Origin of the sequence: Microbacterium luteum, from assembly GCF_015277875.1 — a bacterium.
Lineage (GTDB): Bacteria > Actinomycetota > Actinomycetes > Actinomycetales > Microbacteriaceae > Microbacterium > Microbacterium luteum.
Genome location: NZ_CP063814.1, coordinates 1,382,105 through 1,397,796, shown reverse-complemented (window position 1 = coordinate 1,397,796; position 15,692 = coordinate 1,382,105). Strand labels below are relative to the sequence as shown.

Genomic DNA, 15,692 nt, shown 5'->3' with positions numbered 1-15,692 from the left:
GTGATGCCTGCGTGCATCGTCATTCGCCAGGTGATCAGTTCGATGCTCGTCTTCGCCGTTCGGTCACCTCGTCGCGGCACTGCGTCGCGATGTGTCGGAGCCCCCTGTCTCGCAGCGGCGAGTCCGTTCGGAAGCCTAGAGCGATCATCTCGCGGTCGCGTTTCGGTAGCTCGGCAGCGGGGAGGCCCACTCGTTGCTCCAGCGAGGTGCCCGCAGTCGCCCGGAGCAGGGCGGGCACTCCATCGGCCGGGCAATAGCAACGCGGCACTGGGACGACGCGGCGACGGTGTCGCGGCGGATCTGGCGACCGAAGTCGCCCATCGCCGGCATGCCCTTGCCGACCCCCTCCACGCGCCCGGTCAAGGACCCTCCACTAGTTCAACGCACGGATGGGTAACACTGCCTAGCAGCAGTCCTGGTCACACAGTTCAGGCGGGCAGCTGAAGGGCTCGCAACAGTAACTAATCACGACACCTCCTCTGCTTCGAATTCTTGATCGCCGTCGTCGTTCTGGAGCAATTCGAACGGTGATTCGATGTCGCCGCGCCAGGCCTCGATTCCCTCGCGCATCGCGAGCGCAGCGATGATTAGTGCGGCGATCGAGTCGGCCCACGTCCAGCCGAAGAGCGAGTTCAGCAGCAGGCCGATCAGCACGGTGCCGGACAGGTAGATGCACAGCAGCAGTTGCTTGGCGTCTGCCTGGACGCTCTTGGACCCGAGTTCGCGGCCGGTCCGGAATTGGAACCACGCGAGTGCGGGCATGACGACAAGGCTCGCGACCGCGATACCGATGCCAAGCGGGCTGTGCTCAACCGGTTCGACGCCGGCGAGGGCGATGATCGCGTCGACGGTGACGTACACGGCAAGCGCGAAGAACGCGATGCCGATCGCCCGGACGGTCGGCTTCTCCCACCGTTCGGGATTCTTCCGGGTGAACTGCCATGCCACCGCCACGGCCGAGAGGACCTCGATGAATGAGTCCAGACCGAACCCGATCAGCGCAGCCGACGACGCGGCCGCACCCGCAGCGACCGCGATAATGCCCTCGAGGATGTTGTAGGTGATCGTGAACGCGACGATCAGTCGCACCCGCCGGTGCAGCGTCACGCGGCGATCAGCCGTGATCGCCGCGCTCATTGGACATCCTGCACACAGCAGCCAGGAACGGTACAGGCCGGGTCGATACACGGTGCGCTCTCGTCCACCGCGAGCGTCACTTCGAGCAACGAGGTCAGCGCGTGGGAAAGATGCGGATCGGCGAGGTCAAGTCCCGTGGCGTGGTGTCACTTCGGTTGTTCCTGATGGGTGGGGTCAGGCGGTGAGGTAGAGCTCGGCGCGGGGTGTCTCGGTGTGCTCGTGGAGGGTGTGGATGAGCTTGCGCATGGAGATGTCGGAGAAGTAGCGGCGTTCGCCGTACTGCCATTCCTCGTGCTGCTCTTGCAGGACGGCGCCGATGAGCCGGGTGACGCTGTCGCGGTCGGGGAAGATCTGGACGACGTCGGCGCGACGTTTGATCTCGCGGTTCAGTCGCTCGATGGGGTTGTTCGACCAGATCTTCTGCCAATGCTCGCGTGGCATGACCGCGAACCCGGTGAGGTCTGCCTCGGCGGCGGCGAGCATGTCGGCGATCTCGGGGAACGACGAGCGGAGCCCGTCGGTCACGGCCCGGTATTGCGCGGTGACGGCTTCGGGGGTGGTTTGCGCGAAGATCGTGGTGATCATCGCGTTGACCGGCTTCGAGCGGGCCGATCCGAGTTTCTGGGTCACGTTTCGCGCGAAGTGGACGCGGCAACGCTGCCACCCGGACCCGGGCAGGATCGCCTTGACCGCGGCTTTCAGGCCGGCGTGCGCGTCGGATGTGACCAAGGCGACGCCGAGCGGGTCCGCGTCGGTCGCGACCTTCAACCCCCGGTCGCGCAGGCCGCGGAGGAACTCGGTCCAGAAGTCCGTGGTCTCCGCGTCGCCGAGCGCCATCCCGAGGATCTCCCGGCGGCCGTCACCGCTGACGCCGGTCGCGACGACGAGGGCTTGCGAGACGACGCGGCCGCGGACCCGGACGTCGAGGTAGGTGGCGTCGAGGAACAGATAGGGGAACCAGGTGTGATCGATGCGACGGTGCAGGAACTCCTGCACGGCCTCGTCGATCTCCCCGCAGATCCGGGACACCGTCGACCTCGAGATGCCGGTGTCGTTGCCCAACGCTCGGATCAGCTGGTCGACCTTCCGTGTGGAGACCCCATCGATCCAGGCCTGGCAGATCACCGCGTAGAGCGCTTTGTCGACCCGGCGGCGCGGGTGCAGCAAGCTGGGGAAGAACGACCCCTCCCGCAGCTTCGGGATCGCAAGGTCGACTTCCCCGGCCGGCGTCGCGAGGGTCTTCGGGCGGGTCCCGTTGCGGCGGGTGGTGCGCTCCGGGGTGCGCTCGTGCGGGGCCGCGCCGATCTTCATCGTCGCTTCCGCGTCGATCAGGTCTTGCAGGCCGGCCTGCAGCATCCGACGGAACACGTCCGAGTGGGCGAGGTCGGGATCGGCGAGGACTTCGCCGATCAAGGTCGTCAAGGCAGACTGGTACTGGGTCATCGTGGGATCACTTTCAGGGTTCTTGGCGGAACAACTGGTCTCCCACGATGGCCCTCACTTCGTCAACGACGACGAGGACCCTGTGGGAAGTGACACCACGCTATGGGACTCACCCATCGGCGATCTCGTACCGGGTCTGCCGGCCCTCAGGCTCGGCGACCACGATGCCACAGTCACGCAAACACGCCAGGTGGTTGGACACATTTGACCGGGTCAGCTCAAGCTCCCGCGCAAGCACAGCCGTGTAGCTTGGCCCATTCAGCAGAGTGAATCGGCTGCACTTTCGTTCCGTTCTTCAAGCAAGGATGGAACTCGATGAACAGGAAGTACTCGCCGGAGATGCGTGAGCGTGCGTTGCGGGTGTTCGCGGAGGCGCGGCCGGAGCACCCGAACATGATGAGCGCGGTCCGTCATGTCGCCGGTCTGCTCGGGATGAGCCCGGAGACGCTGCGCCTCTGGCGGCGCCGCTACGAGGTCGACGCCGGCACCAAGCCAGGCGTCTCGACCGACGCCGCTCAACGGATCAAGCAGCTGGAGAAGGAAGTCTCGGAGTTGCGGAAGGCGAACGAGATCCTCAAGGCTGCGAGCGTGTTTTTCGCGAAGGAGCTCGACCGCCCCTGACCGAGATGATCCGGTTCATCGACGAGTACCGGGATCGCTTCGGGTCGAGCTCATCTGCCGTGTCCTGCGACCGGCAGTGCAGGGCTTCCTCACCTCCCGCGGCTACCGCGCGGCGCGAAAGACCGCGCCCCGTCGGCCCGACAGCTGAAGGACGAACTGCTGGTGCCGGAGGTCGCGAGGCTGCATGCGGAGAACTACGGCGTCTATGGGCGCCGTTCACCACGCGGTCCGACAAGACGACGCCGCTGCCGAGTGATCTCGTGAACCGAGGGTCCAGACACCTCCGTCTCCAGCTCTTCCCAAACTCTTCCCAAGCGGCCGCTGGAACAGCAAGAACTGCGGAATCTCGCGGGAGAGCTCCCGATTGAGAAGCGCGATCCCTTCGTCTTTGAAATCTCAAACGGCCAGATTAGCGCTAGTTTCCGTCGTCGAGCGTGACCGAGCAATGCTCTGAAATGTCGGAAAGGGCTTTCATGGCGGAGACGGAGGGATTTGAACTCTGAAGGTTCGACATTTCCAACATTTCGACGGCCACAGTCCCGCATGATTCCGCGGAATCACTGCATTCCACGCTGTGCTCAGTGACGGTCGTTTGCGGTCGATTCTTCCCAAACGTTTCCCACGTGCCGGAGCCGTTCGGGCGAGCGATCCCGGGGATGTGCGGCCAGGCTACCACCCGCGTCGATCACGTCTCCGGCCACTCAGTGTTAGCCCGTGCGCGGCCGCAGGTCGGGACGTTCGTCCCGACCTGCGCCGTCCGTATCGGACGTAGGGTGGACGTGTCCTCGATACCCACTCAGGGTATGCGCGAGGTCATCGCAGGTCTTGGTGACCTGTCCAGAAGGAGTGGTGTTCTGATGATGTGGGATGACGGCGACGGCGGCTACGACATGGGCTTCGGGATGGGCATGGGCTGGGGCTGGGGTTGGCTGTGGGTCATCCTCATCCTGATCGGGATCGGGCTGCTGGTGTTCGTGGCGATCCGGCTGAGCACGCGCACGAACGCGGCCCCGCCCGCCGCCGCACCTCCCGCGGTCGGCACGCCGGCCCCAGGGGCTGAGGTGTCGTCGGCGCGGCGGATCCTCGAGGAGCGGTACGCGCGCGGTGAGATCGACACGGATGAGTTCAACGAACGTATGCGTACTCTCAACGGCGCATGAGCGGGGGGATCACACGCCGGCAGGCTCTGACGATCGGCGCTCTCGGTGTGGGCGCGCTCGGCATCGGCGCGACCGGGTTGGTGTGGACGACGGTCGGATCGCAGACCTCCGGGAGCGGAACGGCGACCGCGACGTCGGGGGCGGCCGGGTGGGTCGAGCCGTCGGTGCTGGAGTCGGTCGACGGTGTGCTCGATGTCACGTTGCAGGCGGCCGAGCGGGAGGTGGAGGTCGGTGGCGCGTCGGTGCGGATGCTGACCTACAACGGCACCGTTCCCGGACCCACGCTTCACCTCCGTCCCGGTGATCTCCTGCGGGTGCGGCTGCAGAACGACCTCACCGACCCGACGAATCTGCACACGCACGGTCTGCTGGTGTCGGCATCCGACAACAGCGACAACCCGTTCCTGCGCATCGGTGCCGGGGAGAGCTTCGACTACGAGATCCAGCTCCCGGACGATCACCCGGCCGGAGTGTTCTGGTACCACCCGCATCATCACGAGCTGGTCGCCGATCAGGTGTTCGCAGGCCTGTACGGGGCGATCGTCGTGGACGAGGAGGACTGGACGGTCACGCCCCCGCGGGTCGTGGTCGTCTCGGACGTGACCGTCTCAGGCGGCGCTGTCGCATCGGTGTCGGGAGTCGAGCGGATGCTGGGACGCACCGGCGAGGTGCTGCTGGTCAACGGCCAGCCCTCCCCGACGCTTCCCGCGCCCGCGGAATCGGAGCAGCGACTCCTGATCGTCAACGCGTGCACGAGCCGCTACCTCGACCTGCGACTGGGCGATCTGGACGCCCGGGTGCGCGGTATCGACTCACACCGCCGCACCCCGCAGTCCGCGGATCGGCTGGTCCTCGCCCCGGGGAACCGCGCCGATGTCGTGATCACCACTCCCACAGCGGCGACGGACCTGATCGCCGCCGCCTACGACCGAGGGCAGGCGGGGATGGGGATGATGGGCGGTGGTTCCACGACGTCTTCCGAGGCTGTCGTGCTCACCGTGGTCCCGGATGCCGGAGCGACGCCCCCCGTGGTCGCCGACCCGGTCGTCAGTGCCCGCCGCGACCTTCGCGAGACCGCGGTCGACGGCACGCGGACGCTCACGATGAGCATGGGCATGGGCGGCGGCGCGGGCATGCGGTTCCTGATCGACGGGCGCGCGTTCGATGCGGGCCGGACCGATCAGAGTGTGACGATCGGGACCGTCGAGGACTGGACGATCGTGAACGTGTCGCCGATGGACCACCCGTTCCACCTGCATGTCTGGCCGATGCAGGTCCTCCGCACGGGAGGCGCCGACGTTACCGGTCTCGACGTCCGAGACGTCGTCGACGTGCCCGCGGGGACGTCGGTCACGGTGCGGATCGCGTTCGACCGGTTCCCCGGCCAGACGGTCTACCACTGCCACATCCTCGACCACGAAGACCTCGGCATGATGGGCGTCGTCGACGCCGCGTAACCCCGCGCTCGCCCCGCGGGCTCGCCCGCCGGCCGAGCGCGGTTACGATGGCTGGGTGCCGAAGGGGCAGCGGATGAACGAGTGGTCGAACGCAGCGGGTGGCGGCAGCGCCTACCGCCGGTGGTTCGCCGTGATCGTGGTGTCGCTGCTGATGGCCGGGCTGGTCGGCATGCACGCATTGTGGACCGGGTCCTCGACAGCACACGCCGGAACGACGTCGACGCTGATCGCGGTCGACTCGACCGGGGGAGACCACGACGCCGCTGCCACGTCGGCATCCGTGGCCGCGTCGGCACCGTTGTCGGCGCCCGCCGATCTCAGCGCCGACTGCGCGGGGTGTGCGACGGTCGGCAGCCATGATGTCGCGGCGATGTGCGTGACCGCGCTGATCCTCATCGTTCTGCTCGCCGTTCGAGCTCTGCCCAGAGAGGTGCGCATCGAAGTCGCTGCGATGGCCCTCAGCCGGCTGCGGGGCGCGATGCGCGCGAGTGCGCGCCCCTCCTCGCCGGATCTGACGGCGCTTTCGATCAGCCGCACGTGAGGGGAGTGCCCGACGTGTCGGGCCCACCCGGTCTTCGCCGTTTCGGCGCCACCCCTTCACATTGATAGAGAGAAACCCCATGCACTTCCGCGTTCGCGCGGCGGCGGCTCTTGCCGCTGTCGCCACCCTCACCCTCACCGCCTGCACCGCACAGACCACGACCGCGGGCGACTCCCACTCGTCCGCCCTGTCCACACACATCCACGCGATCATCACCGACCCGGCCACCGGCACCACGATCCTCGGCACCCACGACGGTCTCCTCCCGGTCGATGCCGACGGCGGCGTCGGGGACCCGATCGGCGGGTACGAATTCGACGCGATGGGGCTCGCCGTCACCGGCGACGCCTTCGTCGCGTCCGGCCACCCCGGCGCGAACACCCCCGCAGAGTGGGGATCCCCGCACCTCGGCATCATCCGCAGCGACGACGCCGGCCAGACCTGGTCCCCCATCGCGTACACGAGCGAGAAGGACTTCCACGCCCTGACCGCCGGACCCGACGGCACCCTGTACGGGCTCTCCACCGACGAGCCGGCTGTGCTGACCAGCACAGACGGCGGTTCGACCTGGACAGCGGCAGGCGCGAACATCTCCGCCTACGCGCTCACCGTCGACGACACCGGCACCGTCTACGCCACCACCCCCGGCGGGGTTCTGTTCAGCGTTGACGGCGCAGCCACCTTCGCGCCCATCGCGGATGCGCCGGCACTGTATCTGCTCTCGGCAGCCCCCGACCACTCGACACTGGTCGGCGTCGACGTCGAGGGCACGATCTGGACCAGCGCGGACGCCGCCGCATCGTGGGTCGAAGCGGGCAGTGCGGACGGTCAGGCGCAGGCGGTCGCTCTCACCTCGTCGGGAGAGATCGCCGTGGCCGACGACAGCGGGCTCCGGCTCCTCGGCGGCGACCAGTAATCCGGAACCTGCGAATCGGGAGGCGCACGTGAGCGAGCAGGACACGAAGATCAGCCTCGTCGGCTCGGTGGCGCTCGGCACGGGAGTGATGATCGGCGCGGGCATCTTCGCGCTCGTCGGACAGGTCGCCGGACTCGCCGGCGACTGGTTCCCGGTGGCGTTCATCGCCGGCGCCGCCGTCGCCGGTGTCAGCTCGTACGCCTACGCACGGTACTCGAGCGTGAACCCGTCGGCGGGCGGCATCGCGATGCTGCTGAAAGACGCCTACGGACCGGGCGTGGTCGCCGGGTCGTTCTCGCTGTTCATGTACGTGTCGATGGTGGTCGCCGAGAGCCTCCTCGCCCGCACCTTCGGCACCTACCTGCTGCGACCCTTCGGGCTCCAGGACTCCGTCGTGCTGGTGCCGCTGCTGGGCATCGTCGCGATCGCGGCCGCCGCGGCGGTCAACCTCGTCGGCAACCAGCTCGTCGAACGCTCCGCACTCGTCACCGCCGTCCTGAAGATCGTCGGCATCGCGGTGCTCGCAGCGGCCGGTCTCATCGGTGCAGCAGCGACCGGGGCGGGGTTCTTCTCGCACAGCTCGGACAGCGGCGACGGCATGCTCGGGGTGGTGGCCGCCGTCGCGCTGTGTGTGCTGGCGTACAAGGGCTTCACCACGATCACCAACCAGGGCGATGACCTGAAGGACGCCAAACGGAATATCGCCCGGTCCATCACGATCTCGATCGCGATCTGCGCCGTGCTGTACCTGCTGATCACCCTGTCGGTCGGGGCGAGCATCGGAGCATCCGGCGCGATCGACGCCCGCGACTACGCCCTCGCCGAAGCAGCCGACCCGCTGTTCGGCGCGTGGGGCGTCGGCATCACCGTGGCCGTCGCGGTGATCGCGACCCTCTCCGGACTGCTCGCCAGCCTGTTCTCCGTGTCGCGCCTGTACGGGATGCTGCAGGACATGAAGCAGGCACCCGCGCTGCCCGCGCGGGTGCCCCACCAGCCCCTGCTGATCACCGCCGCGGCCGCGATCGTCCTCACCGCGGTGTTCGACCTGGGCCGCATCGCAGCGCTGGGCGTGTTCCTCTACCTCACGATGGACATCGCCGTGCAATGGGGAGTGCTCCGTCGCCTGCGCGACAAGATCGACGCGCACCGCTGGCTGCCCATCGCCACCATCGTGCTGGACGTCGCGATCCTCGCCGCGTTCACGATCAGCAAGGTGCAGTCCGACCTGCTCACCGTCGGCGTCGCGGCAGGCCTCGCCGCCGTGATCTTCGCCGCACAGGCGTGGGTCGTCACCCGTCGGCACCGAACCGAGACGAGCGACCGATGACCCGACGCACACCGACGACACTGCGGCGTCTCACCGCCGCCAGCGTTGCCCTCGTCCTCACAGCCTCCCTGGCATCCTGCTCCGACAACCCCCTCTCCGACCAGTACCGGGCGGGCGACAACAAGGGGTTCATCGCCGCCGACGGCTTCCGAGTCGTCGAGATCCCCACAGCAGACCGCAGTCGACCCGTCACGTTCCAGGGAGTGCTCGACACCGGCGACACCGTCACCAGCGACGAGTACGCCGGCGATGTCGTGGTCGTGAACTTCTGGTACGCCGCATGCGCGCCGTGCCGTGTCGAGGCGCCGGAGCTCGAAGCCGCGCACGAGGCGTTCGCAGACGATGACGTGTCCTTCCTCGGCGTGAACATCTACGACAGCGCCGCCGCCGCGACCGCGTTCGCCGACACCTACGGCATCACCTACCCCAGCGCCCTCGCGACCGTGGATGGGTCCGTGAAACTCGCATTCGCGGAAGAGACACCGTTGAACGCCGTCCCGACGACGATCGTGCTGGACCGCAAGGGCAGGGTCGCCGCCCGCATCATCGGCCAGCTCAGCAGCGCCTCGATCCTCAAAACACTCATCTCCGAGACACTGGACGAATCGTGACCCTCGTCGACTCCGTCGCCGGCGGATCCCTGCTCGTCGCCATCCCGATCGCCGTGCTCGCCGGGCTGGTGTCCTTCCTCTCCCCCTGCGTCCTTCCCCTGGTGCCCGGCTACCTCGGCTACATCGGCGCCGCCGCAGCACCCCGCACGACACACACACCCGCGCCTCGAGCACACCTCGACGAGCCGGACAGCACCACCGACGCGGAGTGCCACGACCCGACCGCGGCCGCCCCGGTATCCGCCGCTCCGACCCCGACCGCGACTCTCACGACCGGTCGGCACCGTGTTGTGATCGGCGTGGTGCTGTTCATCGCCGGATTCACCGTCGTGTTCATCAGCGTGGCTATGCTCGGCGGCACCGCCGGAAGGCTCCTCCTGGAATACGCCGACCCGATCACCCGCGTCCTCGGCGCGTTCATCATCATCATGGGCGTGGTCTTCATCGGCGGCCTCCGGTTCGCGCAACGCACCATGCGGCCACGCGTGCGCGGAAGGATCGGATTGGCGGGAGCCCCCCTGCTGGGCATCGCTCTCGGCATAGGTTGGACACCCTGCATCGGCCCCACCCTCGCCGTCATCCTCGGGATGTCCTTCGATCAGGCATCCGCTGCACGCGGCGCGCTCCTCGGCCTCGCATACTCGCTCGGTCTCGGCATCCCGTTCATCCTCCTCGCCTTCGGATTCGGCTGGGCGACCCGATCCGTCGGAGTGATGCGCCGCCACATCCGCCTGATCAACATCATCGGCGGCACACTCCTCATCGCGCTCGGCACGCTCATGGTCACGGGCCTGTGGACCGCGCTGATGTCGAACCTGCAAGGCGTGTTCTTGAGCGTCCCCCTCCCCATCTGACGACACAGCAGTCCCCGCACCCGACGTGGATCCCCTCCCGAGGGAATACCCCTAGGGGGTATCGTGGTTGGGGTGAGCAAGTCTTGTGAGGGACGAGTGGGCATCACCCATCCCACTCCAAAGCGAGGGAGCACACCATGACCGACCCACACGCGCACCACCACCACGCGCGCACCACCACCGACCACCCAGACCCGGCGGCCAAGCCGACCGACGCGGCCGTCCACGACGAGCACGCCCGACACGGCGGCCATGAGGCGCACGCCGACCACGGTGCGCACGCCGACCACGGTGCGCACGCCGACCACGACGCGCACGCCGACCACGGTGCACATGACAGCCACGGGGAGCATGCCGGTCATGACAGCCACGCCGACCACGGGGAGCATGCGGGCCATGGCGGGCACGCCGGACATGGCGCACATCATGTCGCCCAGTTCCGGCGGCTGTTCTGGATCAACCTGATCCTCGCCGTCCCGGTCGTGGCGTTCTCCGGCATGTTCGGGATGGTCCTGGGCTACTCGGTTCCCTCGTTCCCCGGAGCACAGCTGATCTCTCCCGTGCTGGGCACCGTGATGTACTTCTGGGGCGGCTGGCCGTTCCTCAGCGGCGCGGTCAGCGAACTCCGAGCCCGCAAACCCGCGATGATGCTCCTCATCGGTCTCGCGATCACCGTCGCATTCTTCGCATCCTGGGGCGCCACCCTCGGACTCCTCCACCGTGAGCTCGAGTTCTGGTGGGAGCTCGCGCTGCTGATCGTGATCATGCTGCTCGGCCACTGGATCGAGATGCGGTCCCTCGCGCAGACCACCTCCGCACTGGACTCCCTCGCCGCGCTCCTGCCCGACGAAGCGGAACGCGTCGAAGGCGACCAGGTCGTCACCGTCTCCCCCGCCGACCTCCGACTCGGCGATGTGGTCGTCGTCCGCCCCGGCGGCAGCGTCCCCGCGGACGGCAGGGTCGTGGAGGGCCGCGCCGACATGGACGAATCCATGGTCACCGGCGAATCCCGCCCCGTCAGCCGGACCGCGGGCGACACGGTGACCGCCGGAACCGTCGCAACAGATTCAGGCTTGCGGGTCGAGGTCACCGCTACGGGCGATGACACCACCCTCGCCGGCATCCAGCGGTTGGTCGCCGACGCGCAGAACTCGACCTCGAGGGCGCAGCGGATCGCCGACCGCGCCGCCGGCTGGCTGTTCTGGTTCGCGCTGGGTGCCGCCGCACTCACCGCGCTCGTCTGGACGCTCGTCGGAGACCCGGACACCGCGGTGATCCGGACGATCACCGTGCTGGTGATCGCGTGCCCCCACGCGCTGGGTCTGGCCATCCCCCTGGTCGTGTCGATCGCCACCGAGCGCGCAGCCCGCGGCGGTGTTCTCGTCAAGGACCGCCTCGCCCTGGAGAGCATGCGGACCATCGACGCGGTCCTGTTCGACAAGACCGGCACCCTCACCAAGGGCGAGCCGACCGTCACCGGCATCTCCACCGCCGATTCCGACTCCGCCGAGACCGTTCTGGCACTCGCGGCCGCCGCCGAAGCCGACAGCGAACACCCCCTCGCCAAGGCCATCGTGCGAGCTGCCCGCGAGAAGGATCTGACCATCCCGTCCGCTGCCGGCTTCACCTCGTCCCCCGCGGTCGGGGTGACCGCGACCGTCGAGAACCATGAAGTCCGCGTCGGCGGCCCCGCTCTCCTCGAAGAGCTCGGCCTCAACGAGATCGAGGATGCCGACGCGTGGCGAGCGGAAGGCGCGATCATCCTCCACGTCGTCCGAGACGGTCGGGCCATCGGCGGCCTCAAGCTCGCCGACGAGGTCCGTCCCGAGTCGCGCGATGCCGTCGACGCGCTCCATGCCCTCGGCATCGAGGTCGTGATGATCACCGGCGACGCCGAAGCCGTCGCCCACGCGGTCGGCGAGGACCTCGGCGTCGACCGGGTGTTCGCGCGCGTGCGCCCCGAGGACAAGTCCGCCAAGATCGCCGAGCTGCAGGCCGAAGGCAAGCGCGTCGCGATGGTCGGAGACGGCGTCAACGACGCGCCCGCCCTCGCCCGAGCGGACGTCGGCATCGCGATCGGCGCCGGCACCGACGTCGCCATCGCCTCCGCGGGCGTGATCCTCGCCAGCGACGATCCCCGGTCCGTGCTGTCTGTGATCGAGCTGTCCCGAGCGAGCTACCGGAAGATGAAGCAGAACCTGTGGTGGGCGGCCGGCTACAACCTCATCTCCGTGCCCCTCGCCGCCGGCGTCCTCGCTCCCATCGGATTCGTCCTCCCCGTGTCCGTCGGGGCGATCCTGATGTCGCTGTCCACGGTGGTGGTCGCCCTCAACGCGCAGCTGCTGCGGCGCCTCGACCTCACCCCGGCGAACAGCGCCCGCACGATCCTCGGCCGCTGACGCCACCCGGCGAATCACCACGCAGACGGCAACGGCGCTCCCCTCAGGCAAAGATCCCGAGGGGAGCGCCGTTCGTCGAGTCAGCCCGTGGTCGCCATCACTGAACAGCCCGCGGAGTCACCCCGTTGCTGTGGAGACCGCATCACCGACCCGTGCTCATGACGTGGACGCAAGGCTGTACCCGGCCTCCTCGACCGCATGCCGCACCTGCACCGCATCCACCGGCGCCGTGCTGGTCACGGTCACCGTCGATACGCCGCCCGCCTTCAGATCGACGTCGACACCGGAGACACCATCGATCGCGGACACCTCCTCGGTGACGCTGCGCACGCAGTGCGAGCAGGTCATGCCCTCGACCAGGAACTGAGCCGACGCCTCGTCGCCCTCGATCGGCTCCGCAACGAGGGCGGCCGCGTCCTTGGTCGCAGTGCTGTGGGAGGTGGGGCTGCAGCACGCGCAGCCGCCACCGTTGGTCGACCGCAGTCCGAGGTCCCGCAATCCCTGTCCGGCCATGATGTGCTCCCTTCGCGAGCGTTGAGTGAATGTGAGATGCGCGCTTCTATGAGCGCACCAGGCGCGCGATGGCCGCGTTCGCCTCACGCAGCTTCTCCTGCGCGACCGGCCCGCCTTCGCCGACGGCTTCCGCGACGCAATGTCCGAGGTGGTCTTCCAGCAGAGTCAGCGCAACCGACTCCAACGCCTACGTGACCGCGGAGACCTGGGTGAGGACGTCGATACAGTAGGCCTCCTCGTCGACCATTCGCGCGATCCCGCGCACCTGGCCCTCGGCCCGACGCAACCTCATCAGCAGCGCCTGCTTGTCGCCCGAATATCCGTGTGCCATCCCGCACCTCCGTCGCACCATCCAATGTACCCGCTAGGGGTATGGGGTATAAAGAGGCGCGACTGGGCGGATCCGAGTCAGAGCCTGTTGTCGACGGAAACAGCCATTGCCGCATCCCACCCACGATGTGGGTATATCTAGATAGGTAGATATACTTATGCCCTTGAGGAGCACACTGTGACGATGAAGACGACGCCCGTTCGCGGGAACGAGCCGATGGCGGCGGGCCAGGCGTCCGCCCTGGCCGAGTTCCTGCGCACCCTGGGCGACGCGACCCGGTTGCGGATCCTGACCGCCTTGGACGGCGTGTGCGTGCCGGTCACCGCGATCGTCGAGGCCACCGGGGAACGCCAGCCGACCGTGTCTCACCACCTGCGCATCCTGCGCGACCGCGGTCTCGTGGTCGGGGAGCGGCGCGGCGGATACGTCTACTACTGCCTCGCGACCGAGGGCATCCGCGACGCTCTTGACGTCCTCCAAGGTCTGGCCGGCGGCGAGCCAGCCGAGTGATCTCGATCTCCCCCACCGCCGACCCCGAACACCAGCCGAAAGGGAACCATCCGATGACCGCCCAGATCTCGCCGACTGCTCTCACCGTCGACGGAGGCGTCGACCTGCTCCTCCCCCGTGAGACACCGCTGGAGGTACTGGACGCGTTCGTGGCCTCGTGCAACGTCGGCGCGTGCGGGTGCGGCGACACCTTCGTCTCGCGCATCACCAATGTGGAACTGCACGACGAACCCGGACGCCGCAGGGTTCGGATCAGCGGCGACATCACCCCCGACGAGGTCCTCAGCGAGCTTGCCACCACCTCGCTGTCGCAACAGTCCTGACGACCCGACTGCGACTCGAGACCACCCCTCAGAAGCAACCCACGAGGCCCCCCTTGTTCGACTACGCCCAGCCTCCCCGCACAACAGGCGCCTCCCCCGCCGCATCCCGCTCCGCAGCTGACTGCTCGCCCATCATGGCGGACTCCGCGCGCCGAGCACCCAGCGGGAAGCCCGCGGGCAGACGAGTGCCGCGACGAATCGCATGACCGCCGCTACGCCGCCGCCGCGCCTCGGATTGCGGGAGAACGCTCCGCAGTTCGCGCTGCTCGTCGCCGTGAACGCACTCGTCGGGGGCATGGTCGGTCAAGAGCAGACCGTCCTGCCGTTGCTCGCGCGCGACGTGTTCGGGATCACCGGATACACCATGGTGCTCAGCTACGTCGCCGTGTTCGGAGTCACCAAGGCGATCTCGAACTGGTTCGCCGGCACCCTCTCGGACAGATTCGGACGCAAACCGGTGCTCCTGGCCGGGTGGCTCGTCGCAGTGCCCGTCCCGCTGATGCTGATCTGGGCACCCGACTGGGGATGGGTCGTCGCCGCGAACGCGCTCCTCGGGGTGAGCCAGGGCCTGACCTGGTCCACGACCGTGGTCATGAAGATCGACCTCGTCGGCCCCCGCCAGCGCGGTCTCGCGATGGGACTGAACGAAGCCGCCGGCTACGGCGCCGTCGCCGTCTCCTCCCTCCTGGCCGGGTACCTCGCCAGCGAGTACGGGCTGCGTCCCGCACCGTTCCTGCTCGGCATCGCCTACACCGCCCTCGCGCTCATCATCACGGGCATCTTCGTCCGGGAGACCCACGGGCACGCTCGCGCCGAGGCCGCACAGCTCGCACCCGCCACCAGCCGGCCCCGCCAGGACGCGGACCTGACGCACCGGCGAATCTGGTTCCTCGCGAGCATCCGCGAACCCGCCCTCGCCTCCGCGAGCGCCGCCGGGCTCGTGAACAACCTGAACTTCGGCCTCTCATGGGGGCTGTTTCCGCTGCTGTTCGCCACCCGCGACCTCTCCACCGCGCAGATCGCGCTCCTGTTCGCGCTGTACCCGGGCGTGTGGGGCATCGGGCAGCTGTTCACCGGCGCCCTGTCGGACCGCATCGGCCGCAAGCACCTCGTCACCGGCGGCATGGCCCTCCAGGCCATCGCCCTGATCATCATCGGCGCGGGCAGCGGGCTCGGCGCCTGGGCCACCGGGACGATCCTTCTCGGCCTGGGCACGGCGATGGTCTACCCGACCCTCCTCGCCGTCGTCGGCGACGTCGCGCACCCCGCGTGGCGCGCACGCGCCGTCGGCGTCTACCGCGTCTGGCGGGACCTCGGCTACGCCGTCGGCGCAGTCATCGGCGGAATCGTCGCCGACCTCCTCAGCCTGCAGGCCGCACTGTGGGTCGCCGCAGCGATCTCCGCGGTCGTCGCCGCGATCGTCGCCGGGAGGATGTACGAGACTCTCTCCACACAACACCGCAACGGAGCATCGGCCACCTGAGCCCTCTGCGGTGCTCCCAACGCGCCCTCTCCGACGCCGATCCGAGCGCGCACGACGGAGCCTCAA

Annotated in this window: 15 protein-coding genes and 2 pseudogenes; 12 read left to right on the top strand and 5 right to left on the bottom strand. The window is 68.3% G+C overall.

Going from position 1 to position 15,692, the window contains the following annotated elements; all coding sequences use genetic code 11:
• Nucleotides 1–465: 465 nt before the first annotated feature.
• The 3 genes and pseudogenes from IM777_RS06810 to IM777_RS06800 form a co-directional block, all read right to left on the bottom strand.
• Nucleotides 466–1,137, bottom strand: a complete 672-nt coding sequence (locus IM777_RS06810) for a cation efflux transmembrane domain-containing protein (protein ID WP_194385031.1) — start codon at nucleotides 1,135–1,137, stop codon at nucleotides 466–468.
• A 174-nt stretch (nucleotides 1,138–1,311) separates the two neighbouring features.
• On the bottom strand, nucleotides 1,312–2,580 hold the full coding sequence (locus IM777_RS06805) for an IS256 family transposase (RefSeq protein WP_194384080.1): 1,269 nt from the start codon (nucleotides 2,578–2,580) through the stop codon (nucleotides 1,312–1,314).
• A gap of 115 nt (nucleotides 2,581–2,695) precedes the next feature.
• A pseudogene (locus tag IM777_RS06800) lies at nucleotides 2,696–2,848 on the bottom strand (ArsR/SmtB family transcription factor); the annotation flags it as partial.
• Nucleotides 2,849–2,895: 47 nt separating this feature from the next.
• Between IM777_RS06800 and IM777_RS06795 the strand changes: the two are divergent.
• The 9 genes from IM777_RS06795 (at nucleotide 2,896) to IM777_RS06755 (ending at nucleotide 12,466) form a co-directional block, all read left to right on the top strand.
• On the top strand, nucleotides 2,896–3,201 hold the full coding sequence (locus tag IM777_RS06795) for a transposase (protein WP_194385030.1): 306 nt from the start codon (nucleotides 2,896–2,898) through the stop codon (nucleotides 3,199–3,201).
• An 857-nt stretch (nucleotides 3,202–4,058) separates the two neighbouring features.
• The gene (locus tag IM777_RS06790) at nucleotides 4,059–4,361 is read left to right on the top strand and encodes an SHOCT domain-containing protein (RefSeq protein WP_228480986.1); all 303 of its coding nucleotides are present in this window, start codon (nucleotides 4,059–4,061) and stop codon (nucleotides 4,359–4,361) included.
• Entirely contained in the window at nucleotides 4,358–5,818 is a 1,461-nt protein-coding gene (locus IM777_RS06785; RefSeq protein WP_194385029.1) for a multicopper oxidase family protein, read from the top strand. Before IM777_RS06790 ends, IM777_RS06785 begins: the two co-directional genes overlap by 4 nt.
• A gap of 73 nt (nucleotides 5,819–5,891) precedes the next feature.
• Nucleotides 5,892–6,359 (top strand): DUF6153 family protein, encoded by a 468-nt coding sequence (locus IM777_RS06780; protein ID WP_194385028.1) that lies wholly within the window; start codon nucleotides 5,892–5,894, stop codon nucleotides 6,357–6,359.
• Between the two features lie 79 nt (nucleotides 6,360–6,438).
• A complete protein-coding gene (locus IM777_RS06775) occupies nucleotides 6,439–7,275 on the top strand; it encodes a F510_1955 family glycosylhydrolase (RefSeq protein WP_228480985.1) in 837 nt (278 codons plus the stop codon).
• 28 nt (nucleotides 7,276–7,303) lie between these two features.
• Entirely contained in the window at nucleotides 7,304–8,602 is a 1,299-nt protein-coding gene (locus IM777_RS06770; protein WP_194385027.1) for an APC family permease, read from the top strand.
• Nucleotides 8,599–9,213, top strand: a complete 615-nt coding sequence (locus IM777_RS06765; RefSeq protein WP_194385026.1) for a TlpA family protein disulfide reductase — start codon at nucleotides 8,599–8,601, stop codon at nucleotides 9,211–9,213. Before IM777_RS06770 ends, IM777_RS06765 begins: the two co-directional genes overlap by 4 nt.
• Before the next feature lie 29 nt (nucleotides 9,214–9,242).
• Complete coding sequence (locus tag IM777_RS06760; protein WP_228481064.1) at nucleotides 9,243–10,067, top strand: cytochrome c biogenesis CcdA family protein; 825 nt, start codon at nucleotides 9,243–9,245, stop codon at nucleotides 10,065–10,067.
• Nucleotides 10,068–10,204: 137 nt separating this feature from the next.
• Nucleotides 10,205–12,466 (top strand): heavy metal translocating P-type ATPase, encoded by a 2,262-nt coding sequence (locus IM777_RS06755; protein WP_194385024.1) that lies wholly within the window; start codon nucleotides 10,205–10,207, stop codon nucleotides 12,464–12,466.
• A 156-nt stretch (nucleotides 12,467–12,622) separates the two neighbouring features.
• Here the strand turns inward: IM777_RS06755 and IM777_RS06750 are convergent, their stop codons facing one another.
• Together IM777_RS06750 and IM777_RS06745 are read right to left on the bottom strand one after the other, a co-directional pair.
• Nucleotides 12,623–12,979 (bottom strand): heavy-metal-associated domain-containing protein, encoded by a 357-nt coding sequence (locus tag IM777_RS06750; RefSeq protein WP_194385023.1) that lies wholly within the window; start codon nucleotides 12,977–12,979, stop codon nucleotides 12,623–12,625.
• 46 nt (nucleotides 12,980–13,025) lie between these two features.
• Nucleotides 13,026–13,310: pseudogene (locus IM777_RS06745) on the bottom strand (metal-sensitive transcriptional regulator).
• A gap of 183 nt (nucleotides 13,311–13,493) precedes the next feature.
• On the opposite strand from IM777_RS06745, the gene IM777_RS06740 reads away from it, so the two are divergent.
• From IM777_RS06740 to IM777_RS06730, 3 genes are all read left to right on the top strand, one after another.
• Nucleotides 13,494–13,820: an ArsR/SmtB family transcription factor gene (locus tag IM777_RS06740; protein ID WP_194385022.1), complete on the top strand. Its 327-nt coding sequence runs from the start codon at nucleotides 13,494–13,496 to the stop codon at nucleotides 13,818–13,820.
• Nucleotides 13,821–13,873: 53 nt separating this feature from the next.
• A complete protein-coding gene (locus IM777_RS06735; protein ID WP_194385021.1) occupies nucleotides 13,874–14,143 on the top strand; it encodes a hypothetical protein in 270 nt (89 codons plus the stop codon).
• A gap of 202 nt (nucleotides 14,144–14,345) precedes the next feature.
• Nucleotides 14,346–15,626 (top strand): MFS transporter, encoded by a 1,281-nt coding sequence (locus IM777_RS06730; RefSeq protein ID WP_194385020.1) that lies wholly within the window; start codon nucleotides 14,346–14,348, stop codon nucleotides 15,624–15,626.
• Nucleotides 15,627–15,692 lie beyond the last annotated feature (66 nt).